This window comes from Paraburkholderia sp. RL18-101-BIB-B (assembly GCF_046026985.1).
In the GTDB taxonomy this organism is placed as follows: domain Bacteria; phylum Pseudomonadota; class Gammaproteobacteria; order Burkholderiales; family Burkholderiaceae; genus Paraburkholderia.
Genome location: NZ_JARESV010000016.1, coordinates 149,957 through 168,079 on the forward strand (window position 1 = coordinate 149,957; position 18,123 = coordinate 168,079).

Genomic DNA, 18,123 nt, shown 5'->3' on the forward strand with positions numbered 1-18,123 from the left:
CAGTTTCAAATATCAATCAATCAGCCATTGAGGCTGTTTGCCGCGGTTCTGGCCACTTGCGAATCCTGATCCGGTTTGACACCGGACACGCCGACTGCACCCACAACGTTTCCGTCGACCACGACCGGGACGCCGCCCTCGAGCGTGCCGGCCAGCGGCGCGCTCAGGAACGCGGTGCGGCCGCCGTTGATCATGTCTTCGTACTGCTTCGATTCGCGTCGACCGAGCGCGGAGGTACGCGCCTTTTCGGTTGCGATGTAAGCGCCTATCGGCGCACAGCCGTCGAGGCGGAGCAGGGCCAGCAGATGACCCCCGTCATCCACGACCGCGATGGTGACTGCCCACTGGTGTTTCTCTGCTTCCACGCGCGCGGCTTCCAGGATTCGCGTAGCTTCTACAACGGTCAATACAGGTTTGCTTTGCATGTCAGGCTTTCAAGTCAGTGTTTCGGAGTGAAGTGTCGCCACCGGCGCATGCCGGAGGCCGTAATACGTTTCGTGGTGAACGGGGCTATCCACCCAGCGCGCCCTGCGTGTTGACGTGCACCGCATAAATGGACTGCGACGACGCCATGAACAGCCGGTTACGCGCGCGTCCACCAAAGCACAAATTTGCGCAGCGCTCGGGCAGGGCGATCCGGCCAATCATCTTTCCCTGTGGCGAAATAACCATGACGCCATCGAGTTCGTCATTGCCCATGCCCCAGCCGCACCACAGATTGCCGTCGATGTCCGCGCGCATGCCGTCGATCGTGCCGGCGCCCGCGTCATAGAACATTCGGCCTTCACCGATTCCGCGGCCATCCGCGTCCACTTCATAGACGTGGATCATCCGGTTGGGCACACCGCGCGATTCGATGATGTAGAGCAGTTTCTCGTCGGGTGAAAAGCACAGGCCGTTCGGTCCTTTCAAGTCGCGAGTGACTACGGACGCTTCGCCAGTCATGCCATCAATTCGATATACGGAGTGGGGGAGTTCCTGCTCCGCCTTGATTCCTTCGTAGTGTCCGGAGATGCCCATCGGCGGATCCGTGAACCAGATAGAACCGTCCGACTTCACGACCAGGTCGTTGGGGGAATTAAGCGGCTTGCCTTCAAAGGAATCGAGAAGGACGGTGATGCTGCCGTCGTACTCAGTGCGTGTGACGCGGCGGCCGTGCTCGCACGTAACGAGCCGCCCTTGTCTGTCGCGGGTGTTGCCATTCGCGTAGTTGGAAGGTTTCCGGAACACGCTGACTACGCCCGTTTCCTCCTCCCATTTCAGCATCTGGTTGTTCGGAATGTCGCTCCAGAGCAGGTAACGTCCATCGCCGAACCATACCGGGCCTTCGGTCCACCGGTAACCGGTAGCCAGCCGTTCGACGGCCGAAAAAGCCACGCGGTATTTATCGAAGGAAGGGTCTAGCGAAATCACCCGTGGGTCGGGGTATCGCTCAGCTTGTTGCCACATCTCACTCTCCTGTTCAGGCCCCGGCATTTCCGCCTATTGCGGCGGCACGACCGCTAGTATAAAGGGAAATGAGTAAGCGCTTTCTCTTGAATTAGTCCATGAAGTGCCATAAGATGCCTGAAATTCTTGAGCCGAGAGCAGTGACGCATCGGCCGTAGCGGTTATGTAAGAAAGCGATTACTCGTTTCGTGCGTTTTTTGACCGCCCGGCGCAAATTTCTAGAAGGGCAATGCCTGATGACTGAGATGACGAGCAAGAACGTAACCGGGCCGGTGATTCGGTTGCATCCCGCTGACAATGTGGTCATTGCGCGCATCGACGTCGCAATCGGTACGCCGGTTCCAGCGGAAGATTTTGTTTGCCGCAGCCAGGTGGCCGCAGGTTATAAGATCGCGGCGACGCCTATCAAAAAGGGCGAACCGGTTCGCAAATACAACGTGGTGATCGGTTTCGCCGCGACGGATATTGCGCCAGGCACGATGGTCCATAGCCATAACGTCGAGTTCCGTGAGTTCGACCGGGACTACGCATTTGGAGCGGACTACCAGCCCGTCGAGATGGTGCCCGAAGCCGAGCGCGCCACGTTCCAGGGCATCGTGCGGGATAACGGCGAGGTTGCCACGCGCAACTACATCGGCGTGTTGTCGACAGTCAATTGTTCCGCCACGGTCGCGCACAGAATCGCCGAATGGTTCACGCCGGAGCGCCTGGCGGACTACCCCAACGTAGATGGTGTGGTCGCGTTCACGCACTCGATCGGCTGCGGCATGGAAATGAGCGGTGAGCCGATGGCGCTGCTCCGCCGGACGATGGCGGGTTACGCGCGGCACCCCAATCTTGCCGCGGCGCTGATTGTCGGGCTGGGATGCGAGCGCAACCAACTGGCCGGACTGATGGATCAGGAAGGTCTGAAAGCTGATTCGCGGCTGCACACATTCATCATGCAGGAGAACGGCGGCACCCGTCAGACCATCGAGGCCGGCGTAGCGGCGGTCCGGGCGCTGCTGCCCGATGCCAATCGCGTGAAGCGCACGACGGTTCCTGCAAGTCATCTGAAAATCGGTCTGCAATGCGGCGGCTCGGACGGCTTTTCCTCGATCACCGCCAATCCTTCGCTTGGTGCGGCGATGGATTTGCTGGTCCGTCATGGCGGCACCGCCATCCTTTCCGAAACACCCGAAATCTACGGCGTGGAGCATACGCTCACGCGGCGTGCGGTCAGCCGCGAAGTCGGCGAGAAACTGGTTGAGCGGATCCGCTGGTGGAAAGACGAGTATTCGGTCGGTCGAGACGTTCAGATCAACGGCCAGGTCAGCCCCGGCAATCAGGTGGGCGGACTGGCGAACATCTTCGAAAAGTCGATCGGATCAGCGATGAAAGGCGGCACCGGGCCCCTCATGCAAGTGTATCGATACGCCGAGCTGGTGAAGCAATCTGGACTCGTATTCATGGACACTCCCGGCTTCGACCCCGTCTCCGCGACGGGTCAGATTGCGGGCGGCGCAAATCTTATTGCCTTCACGACAGGGCGCGGTTCGATGTTCGGCGCCAAGCCCGTGCCATCGCTGAAACTCGCCACCAATACGCCGATGTACACGCGTCTGACCGAAGACATGGATCTTAACTGCGGAGGGATTCTGGATGGCATCGCGTCGATCCACAGCACGGGCCAGAAAATCTTCGACGCTATTCTTGCCGCCGCGTCGGGCGAGCGCACAAAAAGCGAAATGCTCGGACTGGGTGACCACGAATTCGTGCCATGGCAGATCGGCATCATGAGTTGAGTGCGCAGTGGCTCAGCGCATTGCGAGGGCGAACGGCCATTTACACCTATAAGTAAAACCGTCGCCCGTAGGCAGTCGAACAAATGGCGGAGACAGCCTGTGAGTACCCAAACCCCGGCAATACAAATACCTGACAGCGCGACAAGCAACTCGATCTACACGCGAGTGACCTGGCGCTTCATGCCCTTGCTGTTCGTCTGTTACGTGGTGGCGTATCTGGATCGGGTCAACGTGGGCTTCGCCAAGCTCCAGATGCTCAGCGATCTGAACTTCAGCGAGGCGATGTATGGCTTCGGCGCGGGCATCTTTTTCATCGGGTATTTCTTCTTCGAAGTGCCGAGCAACTTGCTGCTGCACCGGCTCGGCGCGCGCCGCTGGATCGCCCGGATCATGCTCACGTGGGCCGTGCTCTCGGCCGCGACCGCGTGGGTCACCACGCCCACGATGTTCTACGTATTGCGTTTCTTTCTGGGCGTGGCCGAAGCGGGCTTTTTCCCGGGGCTGGTGCTGTATCTCACCTACTGGTTTCCATCGCACCGGCGCGGCAAGATGATTGCTTTCCTGATGGCGGGCAATCCGGTGGCGGGCATTGTCGGCGGCCCGATTTCCGGCTTCATCATGCAGCGCCTCGCGGGGCACGCGGGCCTTGCCGGCTGGCAGTGGCTGTTCATTCTGGAAGCCGCCCCCGCGCTGATCCTCGCAGCCGTCATTTTCTGGTTCCTCGATGATCGGGTGAAGGACGCAAAGTGGCTACCGGCTCAGGACCGCGACTTCATAGCGTCGGAAATCGATGCAGAAGCACGCACCAAAAGCCACGGCTCCGTGCGCGAGGTCTTCACGTCGCTCAAAGTCTGGACCTTGTGCACGATTCTCTTCGGTATCGTGATGGGCTCCTATGCAGTTGGCTTCTGGCAGCCAACCATCATAAAGAGTTCCGGAATCACGGACGCCTTCACCATCGGCCTGCTCACGGTCGTGCCTTATCTTGCCGCCCTGATTCTGATGATTGTGGTCGGCCGCCACGCGGACCGCACGCGTGAACGCCGCTGGCACGTCGTGTTGCCGCAATGCATGGCGGCTGCGGGGTTCGTGATGTGCGCCTACGCGGGCAACAATACGTATATTGCGTTGCTTGGCCTGACGCTTGCCGCTTCGGGCGTGATTACGGCCTTACCCATGTTCTGGGCCTTGCCCACTTCCTTCCTCGGCGGCACCGGTGCGGCGGCCGGCATTGCCTTGATCAATTCGACGGGCAATCTCGCAGGCTTCGTAAGCCCTGCGCTGGTGGGGTGGCTAAAGACGGTCACGCATTCTCTTGATTCGAGCCTGTTCCTGATTGCGGGGTCGCTGATTGTCTCCGCAGGTCTCATCCTGACGCAGCTTCCCGCCAGGCTTGTCAACAAGTAGTACCTCCATGGCACTCGAGAGAAGTGCCAGATAGCAACATTCGGTATCCTCAATTACATGGAATAGAGACAACATGAAGACTGGGAAGTATCGCTACGTTGTCGCCTTGCTGCTGTTTATCGCGGGCGCGATCAATTACATGGACCGCGCGGCGCTTGGCGTGGTCGCGCCTGTCCTGAACAAGGAGCTGAATCTTTCGCCGTCGCAACTCGGCGTAGTGTTCAGCAGTTTCTTCTTCGGCTATTCCATCTTCGCATTCGTCGGCGGACAACTCGCCGACAAGTATGGGCCGCGCCGGGTCTTCTCCTGGTCGATGGGGGCGTGGTCCATTCTCTGCGGGTTGACCGCGGCCGCGACTGGATTCGGCACGTTGCTGATCTCCCGGGCGCTGTTCGGCTTCGGCGAAGGTCCGATGAATTCGACGACCAACCGGACCATCACCAACTGGTTTCCCCGGCATGAAACCGCGACCATGGTCGGCTTTACGTTTTCAGGCCAGACGGTAGGCAGTGCGATCGCCGGGCCGGTGGTGGGACTGATTGCGATCGCCTACGGCTGGCGCACGTCGTTTGTGATCATCGCGGCGTTCGGGCTGGTGTGGATCGTCGCCTGGCGCATGTTCGCTACCGACAAGCCGGCGCAAAGCAGGCGGGTCGGCGAGGCAGAACGCGAGATGGTGGAAGCGAGCCGCAGTGCGGCACATCCTGCGGAAGGCGGCGAGGAAAGCACGCCGCTGCGCAGCTACCTGTTTCGTCCGAGCACGCTCGCGCTTGGCGTCGGCCTGTTCGCGGTGAACTACACGCTGTTCGTGTTCATCTCTTGGATGCCGAGCTATTTCACCAACGCGCTGCATCTCGACATGAAGCACATGAGCTTTCTGAGCGCAGTGCCATGGGCATGCGGCGGGATTGGATACTTCGGTGGCGGCCTGCTTGCCGACGCGTGTTTCAAGCGCATGAGCAACAAGCTGCTGGCGCGCAAGGTCTCGGCGATCGTGCCGCTCGCGCTGTCGGGTCTCGCCCTGGTGGGCGTCAGCATGGTCGATTCCGTGACTCCCGCAGTACTGCTTGTCGCGTTCGCCGTACTGTTTCTGACGGCTTCGTCGCAAGCGTGCTGGGCTACCATGCACGAGCTTGTGCCCGGCAGGCATCTTGGGGGCGTAAGCGGCTTTGTTCACCTGATGAGCAACATCTCGGGCATCGTCGGTCCGACCATGATGGGTTTGGCGGTCCAGTACCTGGGTGGTTACAGCAGCGGCTTCATGCTCGGCGCGGCGGTCGATCTGGTCGGCGTGCTGGCAATGCTGCTGGTCATCGGCCGGCGCGCGGCAGGCGAGACAGCCGGGCCGCATACCACCGCCGCATAAACGGTCCGTCCCGCCACGCAAGGAGCCGGGAGGCGCAGGCGGAGCCACCCGCCCGCGGCCGTACGCGTGGCCGCGCGAGTATCTCGTTTTTTTCGAGTCGATCTACTGCCATGAAACATGTCATCGTTGAATCCGAGCAAACCGATTATCAGACACGTTCGCGGATCGTTTCGGTGGAGGCGCGCACCATCCGCGTGCCGCTTGACCGCCACACTGCATTCTCGACCCGCCTCGTCACTGCCCGCGACTACACCGTAGTACGCGTCACGACAGCCGATGACCATCACGGCATCGGCTTTTGTTACAGCGGCAACCGCGCCGGCATGCTGGTCACGTATGCCGTGCGCGAACTGTTTGCGCCGCTGTTACGTGGGCGCTCCGCGCTCGACGTCGAAGGCTCGTGGTGCGCCATGTACGACGAGTCGCTGCTGCAAGGGCGTGCGGGCTCAGTCATGCGGGCGCTGTCCATCATCGACATCGCCTTGTGGGACCGCAATGCACGCGCTGCCGGCCTGCCGTTGAGCCGCTATCTCGGCGGCACATCTAGCGCCACTGTGCCGGCCTATGCCAGCGGTGGTTACTATCTGGAAGGCAAGACGCCGGAGCATCTCGGCGAGGAAATGGCGGGCTATGTGGCGCTGGGGTTTCGCGCGGTGAAGATGAAGGTAGGGCGGCTTGATCCGCGCAGCGAGGAAGCGCGGATCAGGGCAGCCCGCGAAGCGATCGGCGATGACGTGCTGCTGATGCTCGATGCCAACAACGCATGGTCCGACGTTCCGACCGCGCTCGAATACATGCGCCGGTACGAGCCGTTCAACCCGTACTGGATCGAAGAGCCGTTCAGTCCCGACGACATCGAGAGTCATGCGCAACTGAGCCGACGCACGCCGGTGACCGTTGCGACCGGCGAGATAGAAGCGGGGCGTTGGCGGCATCAGGAGCTGCTCGACAAGCGCGCGGCCATGATCCTTCAGTCGGACGCGGCGGTATGCGGCGGGATCAGCGAATGGCGGCGGATTGCAGCGTCGGCCGCGGCCGTGGGTGTGACGATGTGTCCGCACTGGTTCCACGATCTGCACGTGCATCTGGTGGCGTCAACGCCCAATGCGCGTTATGTCGAATTTTTTCCTGACGATCAGGTGCTGAATTTCCGCCGGCTGGTGGACACGCAGCTGTCGTTCGCAGACGGCAACCTGACCGTGCCGACTCGTCCAGGCCTCGGATTCGACTTCGATGAAGCCGCGCTGAACGAATACGCGCTAGACGATTGGGCCTGAAGCGGAAGCCATGGATAGCTGGAAAATACCACCGGTTGCGCATGCAACCGGCGGGTGTTTCTTCAGGGCATCAGGCGGTGACTTCGACCCCTGGCATTGAGAAGCCGATTTCGCGGAGTGCGGCGGCGAGCGCGTCGCATTGCACTGGTGTCAGATCGACGAGAGGAGGGCGGACGACGCCCCAGTCGGCATCGTTCGAATACACGCCGATCGCCGCCTTGAGTGCGGGAATCATCGGGAATTTGGCGAACACCGCACGCGTGGCATCCAGTGCTGCCTGACGGGCATCGGCGTCGGCCGATTGCCAGTGACGATACAACTGCACGATAGCCGCCGGGTTGACGTTTCCGGTTGCCGTGATGCAGCCAACGCCGCCCGCCCGCATGGTGGCCAGCAGGAAGGTCTCGCTGCCGGCGAACACATCGAAGCCATGCGGCTGGAAGCGCTCGAGCATGGCCTGCGTGTTGCTCCAGTCGCCCGAACTGTCCTTCACGCCGGCGATCACGCCCGGGAAAGCAGCGAGCAGCCGCTCGATGAGCGCGAGGCTGAGCGGCACCTGGGACACGGGCGGGATGTGATACAGATAAATGCGCAGTGCGTCGGAACCCACGCGTTCGATGATCTGCGCATAGCTGCGGAACAGGCCTTCGTCGGTGACGCCCTTGTAGAAGAACGGCGGCAGCGTCAGCACATGATTCACCCCTAGCGAAAGCGCATGGCGTGTTAGTTCGACCGTGTCGGTGAGGGCCGAGCAGCCTGTGCCCGGCATCAGACGATCGAGCGGAATGTCTGCGCCAACCAACGTTTCGAGCAGCTTCATTTTCTCGCTGACGGCGAGCGAATTCGCTTCCGAGTTGGTCCCGAAAACAGCGAGTCCGACGTCCTGTTCGATCAACCATCGGCAATGACGGACATAGCGGTCGTGATCCGGAAGAAGGTCTCTTGTGAACGGCGTGACCACGGGCGAGTAAACGCCGCGGGGTCGGTTGACTGAAGTCATCGCGTGTTCCTTTTGATTGAAGTGAGCGTGTTTCGCGCCATTCAGCCCGGGATCTGTTGCGCAGACGAGCGGGCGTGGAGCGCTTCGGGATTGACACAGGTCGACGAGAGTTGGCCGTCGAGTGCGTCGATGAGATTGCGTACCGCGCGCATGGCCATGTTTTCGCGCGTCTGTTGCGTAGCGGAACCGATATGCGGCACCGCTACCACGTTCGGCAACTGGAGCAGCGGCGAGTCCTGCGACACCGGTTCGCGTTCGAACACATCGAGACCGGCGCCGCGAATGCGGCCTTCACGAAGATGTTCGATGAGGGCGACCTCGTCGACGACCTGGCCGCGAGCGCAGTTGATGAGGATGGCCGACGGCTTCATGGTCCCGAGTTCGGCGCTGCCGATCAGCCGCTCGGTGGCGGGCGATAGCGGCACAAGCACGCAAACGAAGTCCGCAGTGGCGAGCAACTCGGGAAGCGGCCGCCATTGCGCGCCGTAGCGCTCCTCTGCTTCCGGGTTGCGGGAGCGGTTGGAATAGATCACGTCCATGCCGAAGCCAAGAGCGGCGCGCTTGGCGACCGCGCTGCCAATGCGCCCAAGCCCGACGATTCCCAGCGTTGTGTGGTGCACGTCGACACCGAATTGCGCCTCGCCGACAGTACGCGTCCATTGGCCGCGCCGTGTCCAATCGGCAAGTTCCGAAATGCGCCGGGCGGTTGCGAGGATCAGGCTGAATACGAGATCGGCGGTGGTTTCGGTGACTTCCTCCGGCGTATTCGTCAGTACGATGCCGCGGCGTGAGAGTTCAGGGACATCGAACGCGTCGAAGCCGGCCGAAATCGTGGACGCGACCTCGAGTAGAGGCGCCGCATCGAGGATCTCCGGCGTTATCTTGAGATTGTTGCCGACCATTGCGTGAGCCGCGCCCAGTGCTTGCCTGAACGGCGCGAGGTCGCCGGATGAAACGTCGACCAACTCGACGGAGCAGTGCTCACGAAGGAGCCCCAGCACGGCAGGAGGCAACGAACGATAGGCGACGACATGCTTCATGAAGACCTCGGCGGAAGGCTGTTGGAGAGTGGATATGCGGCACCGACCGCAACACAAAAGAATCGCTTGCGGAGAGACTATAAGTATCGGTAACATTCCCGTCAAGATTATTGATAATGTCATCGACGATTCAGGAGCGACAATGAGCGAGAAGAAAAGCGGCTTGCGGCAGGGGCTGACGAACTACGGCGATGAAGGTTTCTCGCTATTTCTGCGGAAGGCGTTCATCAAGGGGGCGGGCTATACCGACGACGCGCTGTCGCGTCCCATCGTGGCCATCGCGAACACGGGCAGTGCCTACAACCCATGCCATGGCAACGCGCCGCAGTTGATCGAGGCGGTAAAACGCGGCGTGATGCTGGCTGGCGGCCTGCCTGTCGAATTCCCGACGATCTCGATCGCCGAGAGCTTTTCGCATCCGACCAGCATGTACCTTCGCAATCTGATGTCGATGGACACGGAGGAGATGATCCGGGCCCAGCCGATGGACGCGGTGGTGCTGATCGGCGGCTGCGACAAAACCGTACCGGCCCAGTTGATGGGCGCGGCGGCGGCGGGCGTTCCCGCCATTCAGCTGGTGACGGGCGCCATGCTCACGGGCTCGCATCGCGGCGAACGGGTTGGGGCATGTACGGACTGCCGTCGCTTCTGGGCGAGTTTTCGCGGCGACCAGATCGACGAAGCCGAGATCGAAGCCGTCAACAATCAACTCGTCGCAACGGTGGGGACCTGTTCGGTGATGGGAACGGCAAGCACCATGGCCTGCATCGCGGAAGCCTTGGGCATGATGCTGCCGGGTGGTGCGTCCGCGCCAGCCGTGACCGCCGATCGCATCCGCATTGCGGAGCGCACCGGCGCGCAGGCTGTGGCGATGATCGGGCGGGACCTGAGTCCGACGGCCATCCTGACGCCCAAGGCGATCGAAAACGCATTGCGGGTGCTGCTCGCAATCGGCGGCTCGACCAACGGCATCATTCACCTAACGGCAATTGCGGGCCGGCTCGGGATTCGCATCGACCTTGAGCAACTCGACCGGATGGCGCGCGAGACGCCCGTCCTCGTCGATTTGAAACCGTCCGGACAGCACTACATGGAAGACCTGCATCGTGCCGGCGGGCTGACCACGGTGATGCGCGAGATGAAAGGCCTGCTGCATCTCGACGCGCTCACTGTGACCGGCCGTACGCTCGGCGAGGAGCTGGATGCCGCCCCGGCGAGCTTCCCGCAGGAAGTCGTCCGCCCGTTTAACCGCCCGATCTTTCCGCAAGGCGGTATTGCGGTGCTGCGTGGCAATCTGGCGCCGGGCGGCGCGATCATCAAGCAGTCAGCGGCAAGCGCCAGCCTGATGGAGCATGAAGGGCGGGCCGTCGTCTTCGAAGACGCGGAGGATCTGGCTCGTCGTATCGACGACCCGGAACTGGACGTGGAAGCACATGACGTACTCGTGCTCAAGCGGATCGGTCCGGTCGGTGCACCCGGGATGCCGGAAGCCGGCTACATTCCGATCCCGCGCAAGCTCGGCCGCCAGGGTGTCAAAGACATGGTGCGCATTTCGGATGGCCGCATGAGCGGCACGGCGTCCGGCACAGTGGTGCTGCACGTCACACCTGAAGCGGCCATCGGCGGTCCTCTCGCGGTCGTACAAACTGGCGACCGCATTCGCCTGAGCGTGGCAGAACGGTCTATCGAACTTGCCCTCAGTGACGAGGAAATCGCGGCTCGTCTTGCCGCGTTGCCGGCGCGCCAGGCCGACCCCGACGAGCGTGGTTATCGCAAACTCTTTCTGACCACGATCACTCAGGCCGACGAGGGCTGCGACTTTGACTTTCTGCAAGCTACCCGGATTACCGCGACCGTTCCCGGCAACGGAAACAAGGGTTAAAGATCATATTTTCGTATAGGCTCGCGGCTTAGATCATTTTGCGGATCCTTTCTATGAGCAACGCTGCCAAGCCCAAACGCTCCGCTGCACCCACTGCGAAGACGGTCGAACGCGACCGCAATATCGACGAGACGCTGCGCAGCGTCTCAGACGAGCTCGAGGAGCAGATCGTCCTTGGCGTTCTGCATCCGCGCGAACGGCTCGTCGAAGACGATCTGTGCGAGCGCTTCAGCCTGAAGCGCCACGTCGCCCGTCTGGTGCTGGCGGAGGTGGAGCGGCGCGGCCTGGTGGAGCGCCGCAAGAATGTAGGTGCGCTGGTCAAGTCGTTTACACCGCGCGAGGTCATTGAACTGTATGCGCTACGCGAATTGCTGGAAGCAGACGCGGCGCGACGCATCGTTTTGCCGGTCAGTAGCGAGGCGCTCGATGCGCTGACGGCAATTCAGGCAGAGCACGACGAAGCGGCCATCGCCGGCGACCTGCGACGCGTCTTCCGCGCGAACATGGCGTTTCACCATGCGTTCTTTGCGTTGTCGGAAAGCCAGGTTCTAACCGAGGCGATTCGCGAGTATGAACGCCGCACGCATGCGATCCGTTCAGTATCCATCGTGTTTCCCCAGTATCTGGAGAAGGCTCGTGCCGAGCATCACCAGATGATCGAGGCGCTCCGGACCGGCGACCGGGAATCGTTGATCAAGTTATGCCGGGACCATTTGGTGCCATCGCGCGATGCGTATCTCGAAGCGCATCATCGCCGCTCGGCTGGCTACGCCGTACAGAAAGGCGAAACCGATTAGCTGTTTTTTACCTGAATCACAGAGAGGGTATCAATGACTCGAGTACTGATCACCGGCGCGGCCGGTCACATTGGGCGCGTGCTCCGCGCCGGTTTCCAGGGCCACTATGCGCTGCGCCTCGCCGATATTGCGCCGCAGGCCGAGGCACAGGCAGGCGAGGAAATCGTGACGGCGAACATCACGCGCCTGGAGGATCTTCTGCCGGCCATGGAGGGCGTCGACGTCGTCGTGCACCTCGCCGGCATCCCCGACGAGGATCGCTGGGAACGCATCCGCGATATGAACATCGAAGGTTGCTACAACGTGTTCGAAGCGGCGCGGCAAGCGGGCGTCAAGCGCGTGGTGTTCGCGAGTTCAAACCATGCAGTGGGTTTTCATCGTCGCGACCGGATGATCGACAACAGCGTCGAGCCGCGCCCTGATAGCCGTTACGGCATCTCGAAGGTGTTCGGCGAGGCGCTTGGCCGGATGTACGCCGACAAGCACGGCATGTCGGTTGCGTGCATCCGTATCGGCTCGTTCCGCCCGGACAACAGGCCGACCGTACCGCGCCACCTCTTCACATGGATCAGCCATCGCGACATGGTGCAGGTGACGCGCCGCTGTATCGACTATCCGGACTTCCACTTCGCGGTCGTGTACGGCGTATCCAATAACGCGCGCAATCGCTGGGACAATGCCAACGTGCGCTATCTCGGGTACGTGCCGGAAGATGATGCCGAACTCTATGCGGCTGAGATCGCGGCAACGGGAAAGACGGAAGATGCGCGTGAAGCGCTGTTTCATGGCGGCCCCGGCTGTCTCGTCGAATTCGACGGCGATCCGCTCCTGATGGATTGAGGGTGGCGGTCTATCGTCGGAACGATTGCACCGCGTTAAAGCAGGTACTCGTGGATCAGCTTCCTTCATGAGCCTGCGACAGGAAGCAGTTGGACGTTGAGCCTGTGCGTCCACACTCGAGTCCCGCTGCGAAAGTGCGCCTCGGTTCGCACCGGTCGCACTTGTTCGCAGGGGAGATCTTCAGGCGACTTCCCGCGCCCCGTTCATCCGACCAGCGGGCCCACCTCGAAAATGAAGTTTGCAACGCCATCCACCCCGCCTGCGACCTTGTCGCCTGGGCGTAGTGCGCCGACGCCGGCGGGTGTTCCGCTGAAGATCAGGTCTCCCGGCTTCACGGTCACGGCCTGAGACACGTAACTGATGATGTCCGCGACAGGCCAGATCATTTCGCTGAGATCGCCTTGCTGACGGACTTCTCCGTTCACGGACAACCATATGCGGCCAATGGATGGATGCCCCACCTCGGACGTCGGTTTGATCTCGCTCACTGGCGCAGACGCGTCGAAGCCTTTTGCCCAGTCCCACGGGCGGCTCAGTTTCTTCGCCGTCGCCTGAAGATCCCGGCGTGTCAGATCGACACCGACTCCATAGCCCCAGACAAAATCGAGTGCGTCTTCGCGGGCGATGATCTTTCCTTCCTTGCCGATCGCAATGACGAGTTCAATCTCGTGGTGCAAGTCGGAGGTCAGGGGCGGATACGGAAGGACGCCGGTCGCTGGCACGACTGCATCGGCAGGCTTGGAAAAAAAGAACGGAGGGTCCCGGTCCGGGTTGGCGCCCATTTCGCGCGCATGCTCTGCGTAGTTGCGTCCGACACAGAACACGCGGCGCACGGGAAATCGGCTCGTCGAACCGCTGACAGCAACGGAGGTGATCGTGGGTGGTGTCACCGAGTATTCGGTCATGGTAAGCCTCGCAAGTAGTATTGGCCTACCTACGATATCGCCCTGCGAACCTGCCGAGCAGGACAAATCCGCTGAACACCAGGACGATCTTACGGTGCTTCCTTGCGCGCGGTTGCCCCGCCGTTTCGTTGACGCGCACTCCGGTGCATGTCGCGAAAGTCGCTCGGCGACTGACCGACCGACTGACGAAACCGCCTCGAAAAATAGGCCTCGTCGCGATAGCCGACCAGAAACGCGATGTCCTTGATGCGCCGGTTGTCGTTTGCCAGCAGTTCCTTTGCGCGTGCGATGCGTCGCTCGGTCACCCACTCGACAAACGTCCGGCCCGTCTCTTTCTTGATCAGATGCGTAAGATAGTTCGGCGATAGAAACGCAGCGGCGGCGGCAGAGGTCAGAGACAGCGTGTTGCTCGCGAGATGGGCATCGACATGACGGTCCACACGGACCAGAGCATCTCGTCGGCCGAGTCTCTGGACGTTGCGCGAGGAAAGCCGAAGTAGCTGATCCGCGTGTCGCTGGCATACGATCCCAATCAACTGGAGAAGGTATCCGCGCAGGAGGGCGCTCGCACCAAAGCGCCGTGTCTCATTGACCTCCAGCATACGTGACAAAACCGGCTCGATTTCGGCGAGATCGGCGTCCGCCAGAATGAAGTCGATGTACTCCTGAAGCCTGAACGGCGCGAGTTCGGGTGCCTGCGTAATCGACACATCCTCGAGGTCCAGGGGACCCGCGACTCCGTCCGTATTGGCGCGTAGAAACGCTTGCGTAAAGTTGATGACAATGAAGCGCGAATGCGCGGGATGCGGTATCAGATGCAAGCGATGCGGCAGGATAAAGGCGACCGCACCCGCAGGAAAAGGTCGGCGTACTCCGCCGATGTGCTGTTCGGTATCGCCGCCGAGGTTGATCTGAATCTGAAAATATTCGTGCTTGTGCGGCTCTTCAATTGCGGGGCGTGAGGCTTGGTCGCGTATGTAGAAATCGAGGCGATCGCTTCGCTCAGGCATCGCGTAAGTGCGTGATGCCGCCGCCCGTGAAGCCTTCATGGCTGCATGCTCCAATTGATTCAGGGTACTGTATCAGACCATATGTCGTCGTGTGCAGACGCACCGCTGTGAAGCGGTGGGCGCAGGCCGCTCAGTCGTTGTGCAGCGTGTCGATAATCGCCTGCGTGATGCCGCGCCGGTCATACGACGCGCGCTGGATCATGCCGACCGTGCGCAGCACCGGCGAATTCGAAATCGGCAGCACGCGTAGTAAGGGATCGTTTTGCCAGTTGCCGCGATGCAGAAGCGGCAGCACCGCGACGCCGACATTTTCGCGCACCAGCGCGACGATTGTCTCGATCGAGTTGAGTTCGAGGTATTCGTTGACCGTCAGGCCGACTGTCTGCAGTGCATGCTCGACGACGCGCCCGGTGCGCACGCGGCGGTCGAAGCGCAGAAAGGGGTGGCTGCGCAGAATTCGCCGCGGGTCGTTGTCACCGATTTCGCGGCTGACCACCAGCATCAGCGGCTCCGTGTATAGCGTCGTCCACTTCAGCGTGTCAGGCAGCGTCATGTCGGCACGCGCGACGACCGCCGCGATATCGACCTCACCCGCCTCGACCATCCGCGCCAGTTCGTCGGAGCGCGACGACAGCAGCCGCACATCCAGTTGCGGATGCGCGGCCTTCAAACGCGCGATGACCAGCGAGAGCGCGCCGATCACCGACACCACCGCGCCGATGGTCACTGGCCCGACCATCGAATCCGCCGGCGTCGCTTCGAGTTCGTCCAGGAGGTCGAAAATCTGCTCGACCTTCGGCCAGATATCTTGTCCGTGGCGGCTCAGCGCGATCTGCCGACCGCTGCGGTCGAACAACTGGCGGCCGAGCGCCTGTTCGAGCCCGCGCATCTGCAAGCTGACCGCCGCCTGGGTCAGCGCGACGCTCCGGGCCGCTGCCGCGAATGATCCGGTGCGCGCGATGGCCCGAAAGGTTCTCAACATGCGCAGGGTCGGCATCGCTCATCCCCAAGAAAAAGTTAAGTATCAGTAAGAAATATTAATATTTTCTGTCGTCAAGCGCACCACATAATCGCCGCGAGGACAGCCTTGAACAGGACTACCAGCTCGATATGGAGTTTCCCAGCATGACCGATGCCGCCCGCCGACCGGTTCTGGAGGTGCGCGGCTTTTCGTTGAAGTTCTCGCGCGCTGCCGAGGTACCGAACCTCGTCCACGACGTGTCGTTCTCAGTCGGCACTGGCGAGACACTATGCATCGTCGGTGAATCGGGTTGTGGCAAGAGCGTGACGTCGCTCGCGCTGATGGGTCTGCTCGCGAGCCCGCCTGCACAACGCGTCGCCGGCACCGCGCATTTCGAAGGCAAGGACCTGTTCTCGCTAACCGAGCGCGAACTGGCTGATATTCGCGGCAACCGGCTGTCGATGATCTTTCAGGAGCCGATGACGTCGCTGAACCCGGCGTTCACGGTCGGCGACCAGATCGCCGAAAGCATCCGGCGACATCGCGATGTCGAGCGCGGGCAGGCGCGCGAGCAGGCGCTCGAAATGCTGCGGCTCGTGCGGATCCCGGCGCCGGAAACCCGGCTCGATGCGTACCCGCATCAGCTCTCCGGCGGTATGCGCCAACGCGTGATGATTGCGATGGCGCTCGCGAACCGCCCGCGCCTGTTGATCGCCGACGAGCCGACGACCGCGCTCGACGTGACGATCCAGGCGCAGGTGCTGGCGCTCGTGAAAAATCTGCAAGCCGAGACCGGCACCGCGATGGTGTTGATCACGCACGATCTCGGCGTCGTCGCTGAAGTCGCCGACCACGTCGCGGTGATGTACGCGGGCCGCATCGTCGAATACGGCACCGTTGCCGATCTGTTCGACGACCCGCAGCATCCCTACACGATCGGCCTGATGGGCGCGATTCCGTCGGTCGGTAAGCGCGAAGGCGCGCTCGCGACGATCCGCGGTTCGGTGCCGTCGCCCGAGTTGATGCCGAACGGCTGTCGCTTCGCGCCGCGCTGCCCCTTCGCCGAGCAACGCTGCATCGACGCCGCGCCGCCCGACAAGGTGATAGCCGGTGTGCATCGCGTCGCGTGCTGGCTCGCTCCGGTCGAACAGGTTGCCGCGCCGCTGTTGCGAAAGGAAATTGCATGACGACGCCCAATACACCGACGCCGCACGCACACCCGGCCTCGAATTCGCAGACGCCGATCATCGAGGCGCGCGCGCTGACGAAGCATTTTGGCGGTACGCGGCATCTCTTCACACGCTCGCCAACCGTCTATGCAGTCAACGACGTGTCGTTTGCGGTCGACCCCGGCGAGACGTTTGCGATCGTCGGCGAATCGGGCTGCGGCAAGTCCACACTGGGCCGCCTGCTGCTCCGTTTGATCGACTCGACGGACGGCCGCGTCTTCTATCAAGGCAACGACATCACGCATCAGCAAGGCGCGCCGCTGCGGCGGCTGCGCCGCGAAATGCAGATCATCTTTCAGGATCCGTTCGCGTCGCTGAATCCGGGCATGACGATCGGCCAGATCGTCGGCGAGCCGATCGCGCTGCACGGGCTCGCGCGCAACGGCGCCGAGCATCGCGAGCGCGTCGCGCAACTGCTGCGCACGGTTGGCCTGCAACCGGCCTACGCGGACCGTTTCCCGCACGAATTCTCCGGCGGCCAGCGACAACGGATCGGGATTGCGCGCGCATTGGCCGGCGAGCCGAAGCTGATCGTCGGCGACGAGCCGGTGTCGGCGCTCGACGTCTCGGTGCAGGCGCAGGTGATCAATCTTCTCGAAACACTGAAACAGGATCTCGGCCTCACGCTGATCATGGTCGCGCACGACCTCGCGGTGATTCGCCACATGAGCGACCGCGTCGCCGTGATGTATCTCGGCGAGATCGTCGAGCTCGCTGAAGTCGATGCACTGTTCGACGCGCCGCTGCATCCGTACACGCAAGCGCTGCTGCGCGCGATTCCGGCGAGCAGCCCGCACGAGCGGCGTGCAAAGCCTGCGTTGTCCGGCGATCTGCCGAGTCCGACCGCGCCGCCTTCCGGTTGCCGTTTCCATACGCGCTGTCCGCATGCGAAGCCGCACTGCGCGCAAGCGCGGCCGATCAGCGAACGGCTCGATGACGGACGGCAGGTCGCATGCCACTTCTGGCGCGAGATCCAGAACGCCGGCGGCGGCGCACCGCTGGCCACGAGCGTCAGCCCGAAATTGATCGAGCGGCTCGCGATCTACCGCGACCGCCAGACGATGCTGGCCGCGGGCGGCGTCGATTGAGCCGGTGGTCGAGATGAAAATCGGGTGAAGAATCGAGCTACCGCCGCTGCGCTGCCCGCTCACCAAACCGTTTTGTGAATTGGAAAAC

Annotated in this window: 16 protein-coding genes; 9 read left to right on the forward strand and 7 right to left on the reverse strand. The window is 62.0% G+C overall.

Annotated elements, in window-relative coordinates; all coding sequences use genetic code 11:
- Positions 1 to 20: 20 nt before the first annotated feature.
- Positions 21 to 425, reverse strand: coding sequence for a heme-binding protein (locus P0D73_RS23045; RefSeq protein ID WP_408432940.1), 405 nt, complete (start codon positions 423 to 425; stop codon positions 21 to 23).
- A gap of 85 nt (positions 426 to 510) precedes the next feature.
- Positions 511 to 1,449 (reverse strand): SMP-30/gluconolactonase/LRE family protein, encoded by a 939-nt coding sequence (locus tag P0D73_RS23050; protein ID WP_408319687.1) that lies wholly within the window; start codon positions 1,447 to 1,449, stop codon positions 511 to 513.
- A 236-nt stretch (positions 1,450 to 1,685) separates the two neighbouring features.
- Here P0D73_RS23050 and P0D73_RS23055 point away from each other — a divergent pair, with 236 nt between their 5' ends.
- The 4 genes from P0D73_RS23055 to P0D73_RS23070 all read left to right on the forward strand — a co-directional run bounded on the left by P0D73_RS23055 (position 1,686) and on the right by P0D73_RS23070 (position 7,283).
- Complete coding sequence (locus tag P0D73_RS23055; protein ID WP_408319686.1) at positions 1,686 to 3,233, forward strand: UxaA family hydrolase; 1,548 nt, start codon at positions 1,686 to 1,688, stop codon at positions 3,231 to 3,233.
- A gap of 99 nt (positions 3,234 to 3,332) precedes the next feature.
- A complete protein-coding gene (locus tag P0D73_RS23060; protein WP_342960174.1) occupies positions 3,333 to 4,640 on the forward strand; it encodes an MFS transporter in 1,308 nt (435 codons plus the stop codon).
- A 73-nt stretch (positions 4,641 to 4,713) separates the two neighbouring features.
- Positions 4,714 to 6,006, forward strand: a complete 1,293-nt coding sequence (locus P0D73_RS23065) for an MFS transporter (protein WP_408319685.1) — start codon at positions 4,714 to 4,716, stop codon at positions 6,004 to 6,006.
- Between the two features lie 110 nt (positions 6,007 to 6,116).
- Positions 6,117 to 7,283, forward strand: coding sequence for a mandelate racemase/muconate lactonizing enzyme family protein (locus tag P0D73_RS23070; RefSeq protein ID WP_408319683.1), 1,167 nt, complete (start codon positions 6,117 to 6,119; stop codon positions 7,281 to 7,283).
- A gap of 70 nt (positions 7,284 to 7,353) precedes the next feature.
- Here the strand turns inward: P0D73_RS23070 and P0D73_RS23075 are convergent, their stop codons facing one another.
- Entirely contained in the window at positions 7,354 to 8,283 is a 930-nt protein-coding gene (locus tag P0D73_RS23075) for a dihydrodipicolinate synthase family protein (protein WP_408179745.1), read from the reverse strand.
- Between the two features lie 41 nt (positions 8,284 to 8,324).
- Complete coding sequence (locus P0D73_RS23080) at positions 8,325 to 9,323, reverse strand: 2-hydroxyacid dehydrogenase (protein WP_408179746.1); 999 nt, start codon at positions 9,321 to 9,323, stop codon at positions 8,325 to 8,327.
- A gap of 142 nt (positions 9,324 to 9,465) precedes the next feature.
- Between P0D73_RS23080 and P0D73_RS23085 the strand changes: the two genes are divergently transcribed.
- Genes P0D73_RS23085 through P0D73_RS23095 form a run of 3 tightly spaced genes read left to right on the forward strand, consistent with a single transcriptional unit; the run spans position 9,466 to position 12,842 of the window.
- The gene (locus tag P0D73_RS23085; protein WP_408179768.1) at positions 9,466 to 11,205 is read left to right on the forward strand and encodes an IlvD/Edd family dehydratase; all 1,740 of its coding nucleotides are present in this window, start codon (positions 9,466 to 9,468) and stop codon (positions 11,203 to 11,205) included.
- 53 nt (positions 11,206 to 11,258) lie between these two features.
- Complete coding sequence (locus P0D73_RS23090; protein WP_408319681.1) at positions 11,259 to 12,002, forward strand: GntR family transcriptional regulator; 744 nt, start codon at positions 11,259 to 11,261, stop codon at positions 12,000 to 12,002.
- Positions 12,003 to 12,035: 33 nt separating this feature from the next.
- Positions 12,036 to 12,842, forward strand: coding sequence for an NAD-dependent epimerase/dehydratase family protein (locus P0D73_RS23095; RefSeq protein ID WP_408288299.1), 807 nt, complete (start codon positions 12,036 to 12,038; stop codon positions 12,840 to 12,842).
- Between the two features lie 203 nt (positions 12,843 to 13,045).
- Here the strand turns inward: P0D73_RS23095 and P0D73_RS23100 are convergent, their stop codons facing one another.
- The 3 genes from P0D73_RS23100 to P0D73_RS23110 form a co-directional block, all read right to left on the reverse strand.
- Positions 13,046 to 13,747: a fumarylacetoacetate hydrolase family protein gene (locus tag P0D73_RS23100; protein ID WP_408319678.1), complete on the reverse strand. Its 702-nt coding sequence runs from the start codon at positions 13,745 to 13,747 to the stop codon at positions 13,046 to 13,048.
- Positions 13,748 to 13,836: 89 nt separating this feature from the next.
- Positions 13,837 to 14,796 carry a helix-turn-helix transcriptional regulator gene (locus tag P0D73_RS23105; RefSeq protein WP_408319677.1) on the reverse strand — a complete coding sequence of 320 codons (960 nt, stop codon included), beginning with the start codon at positions 14,794 to 14,796 and terminating at the stop codon, positions 13,837 to 13,839.
- Positions 14,797 to 14,887: 91 nt separating this feature from the next.
- Positions 14,888 to 15,754, reverse strand: coding sequence for a LysR substrate-binding domain-containing protein (locus P0D73_RS23110; protein WP_132379797.1), 867 nt, complete (start codon positions 15,752 to 15,754; stop codon positions 14,888 to 14,890).
- Positions 15,755 to 15,882: 128 nt separating this feature from the next.
- Between P0D73_RS23110 and P0D73_RS23115 the strand changes: the two genes are divergently transcribed.
- Both P0D73_RS23115 and P0D73_RS23120 read left to right on the forward strand, forming a co-directional pair.
- Positions 15,883 to 16,905, forward strand: a complete 1,023-nt coding sequence (locus P0D73_RS23115) for an ABC transporter ATP-binding protein (protein ID WP_408179751.1) — start codon at positions 15,883 to 15,885, stop codon at positions 16,903 to 16,905.
- Entirely contained in the window at positions 16,902 to 18,035 is a 1,134-nt protein-coding gene (locus tag P0D73_RS23120; protein WP_408319676.1) for an ABC transporter ATP-binding protein, read from the forward strand. The genes P0D73_RS23115 and P0D73_RS23120 overlap by 4 nt, the downstream gene beginning before the upstream one ends.
- Positions 18,036 to 18,123: the final 88 nt, after the last annotated feature.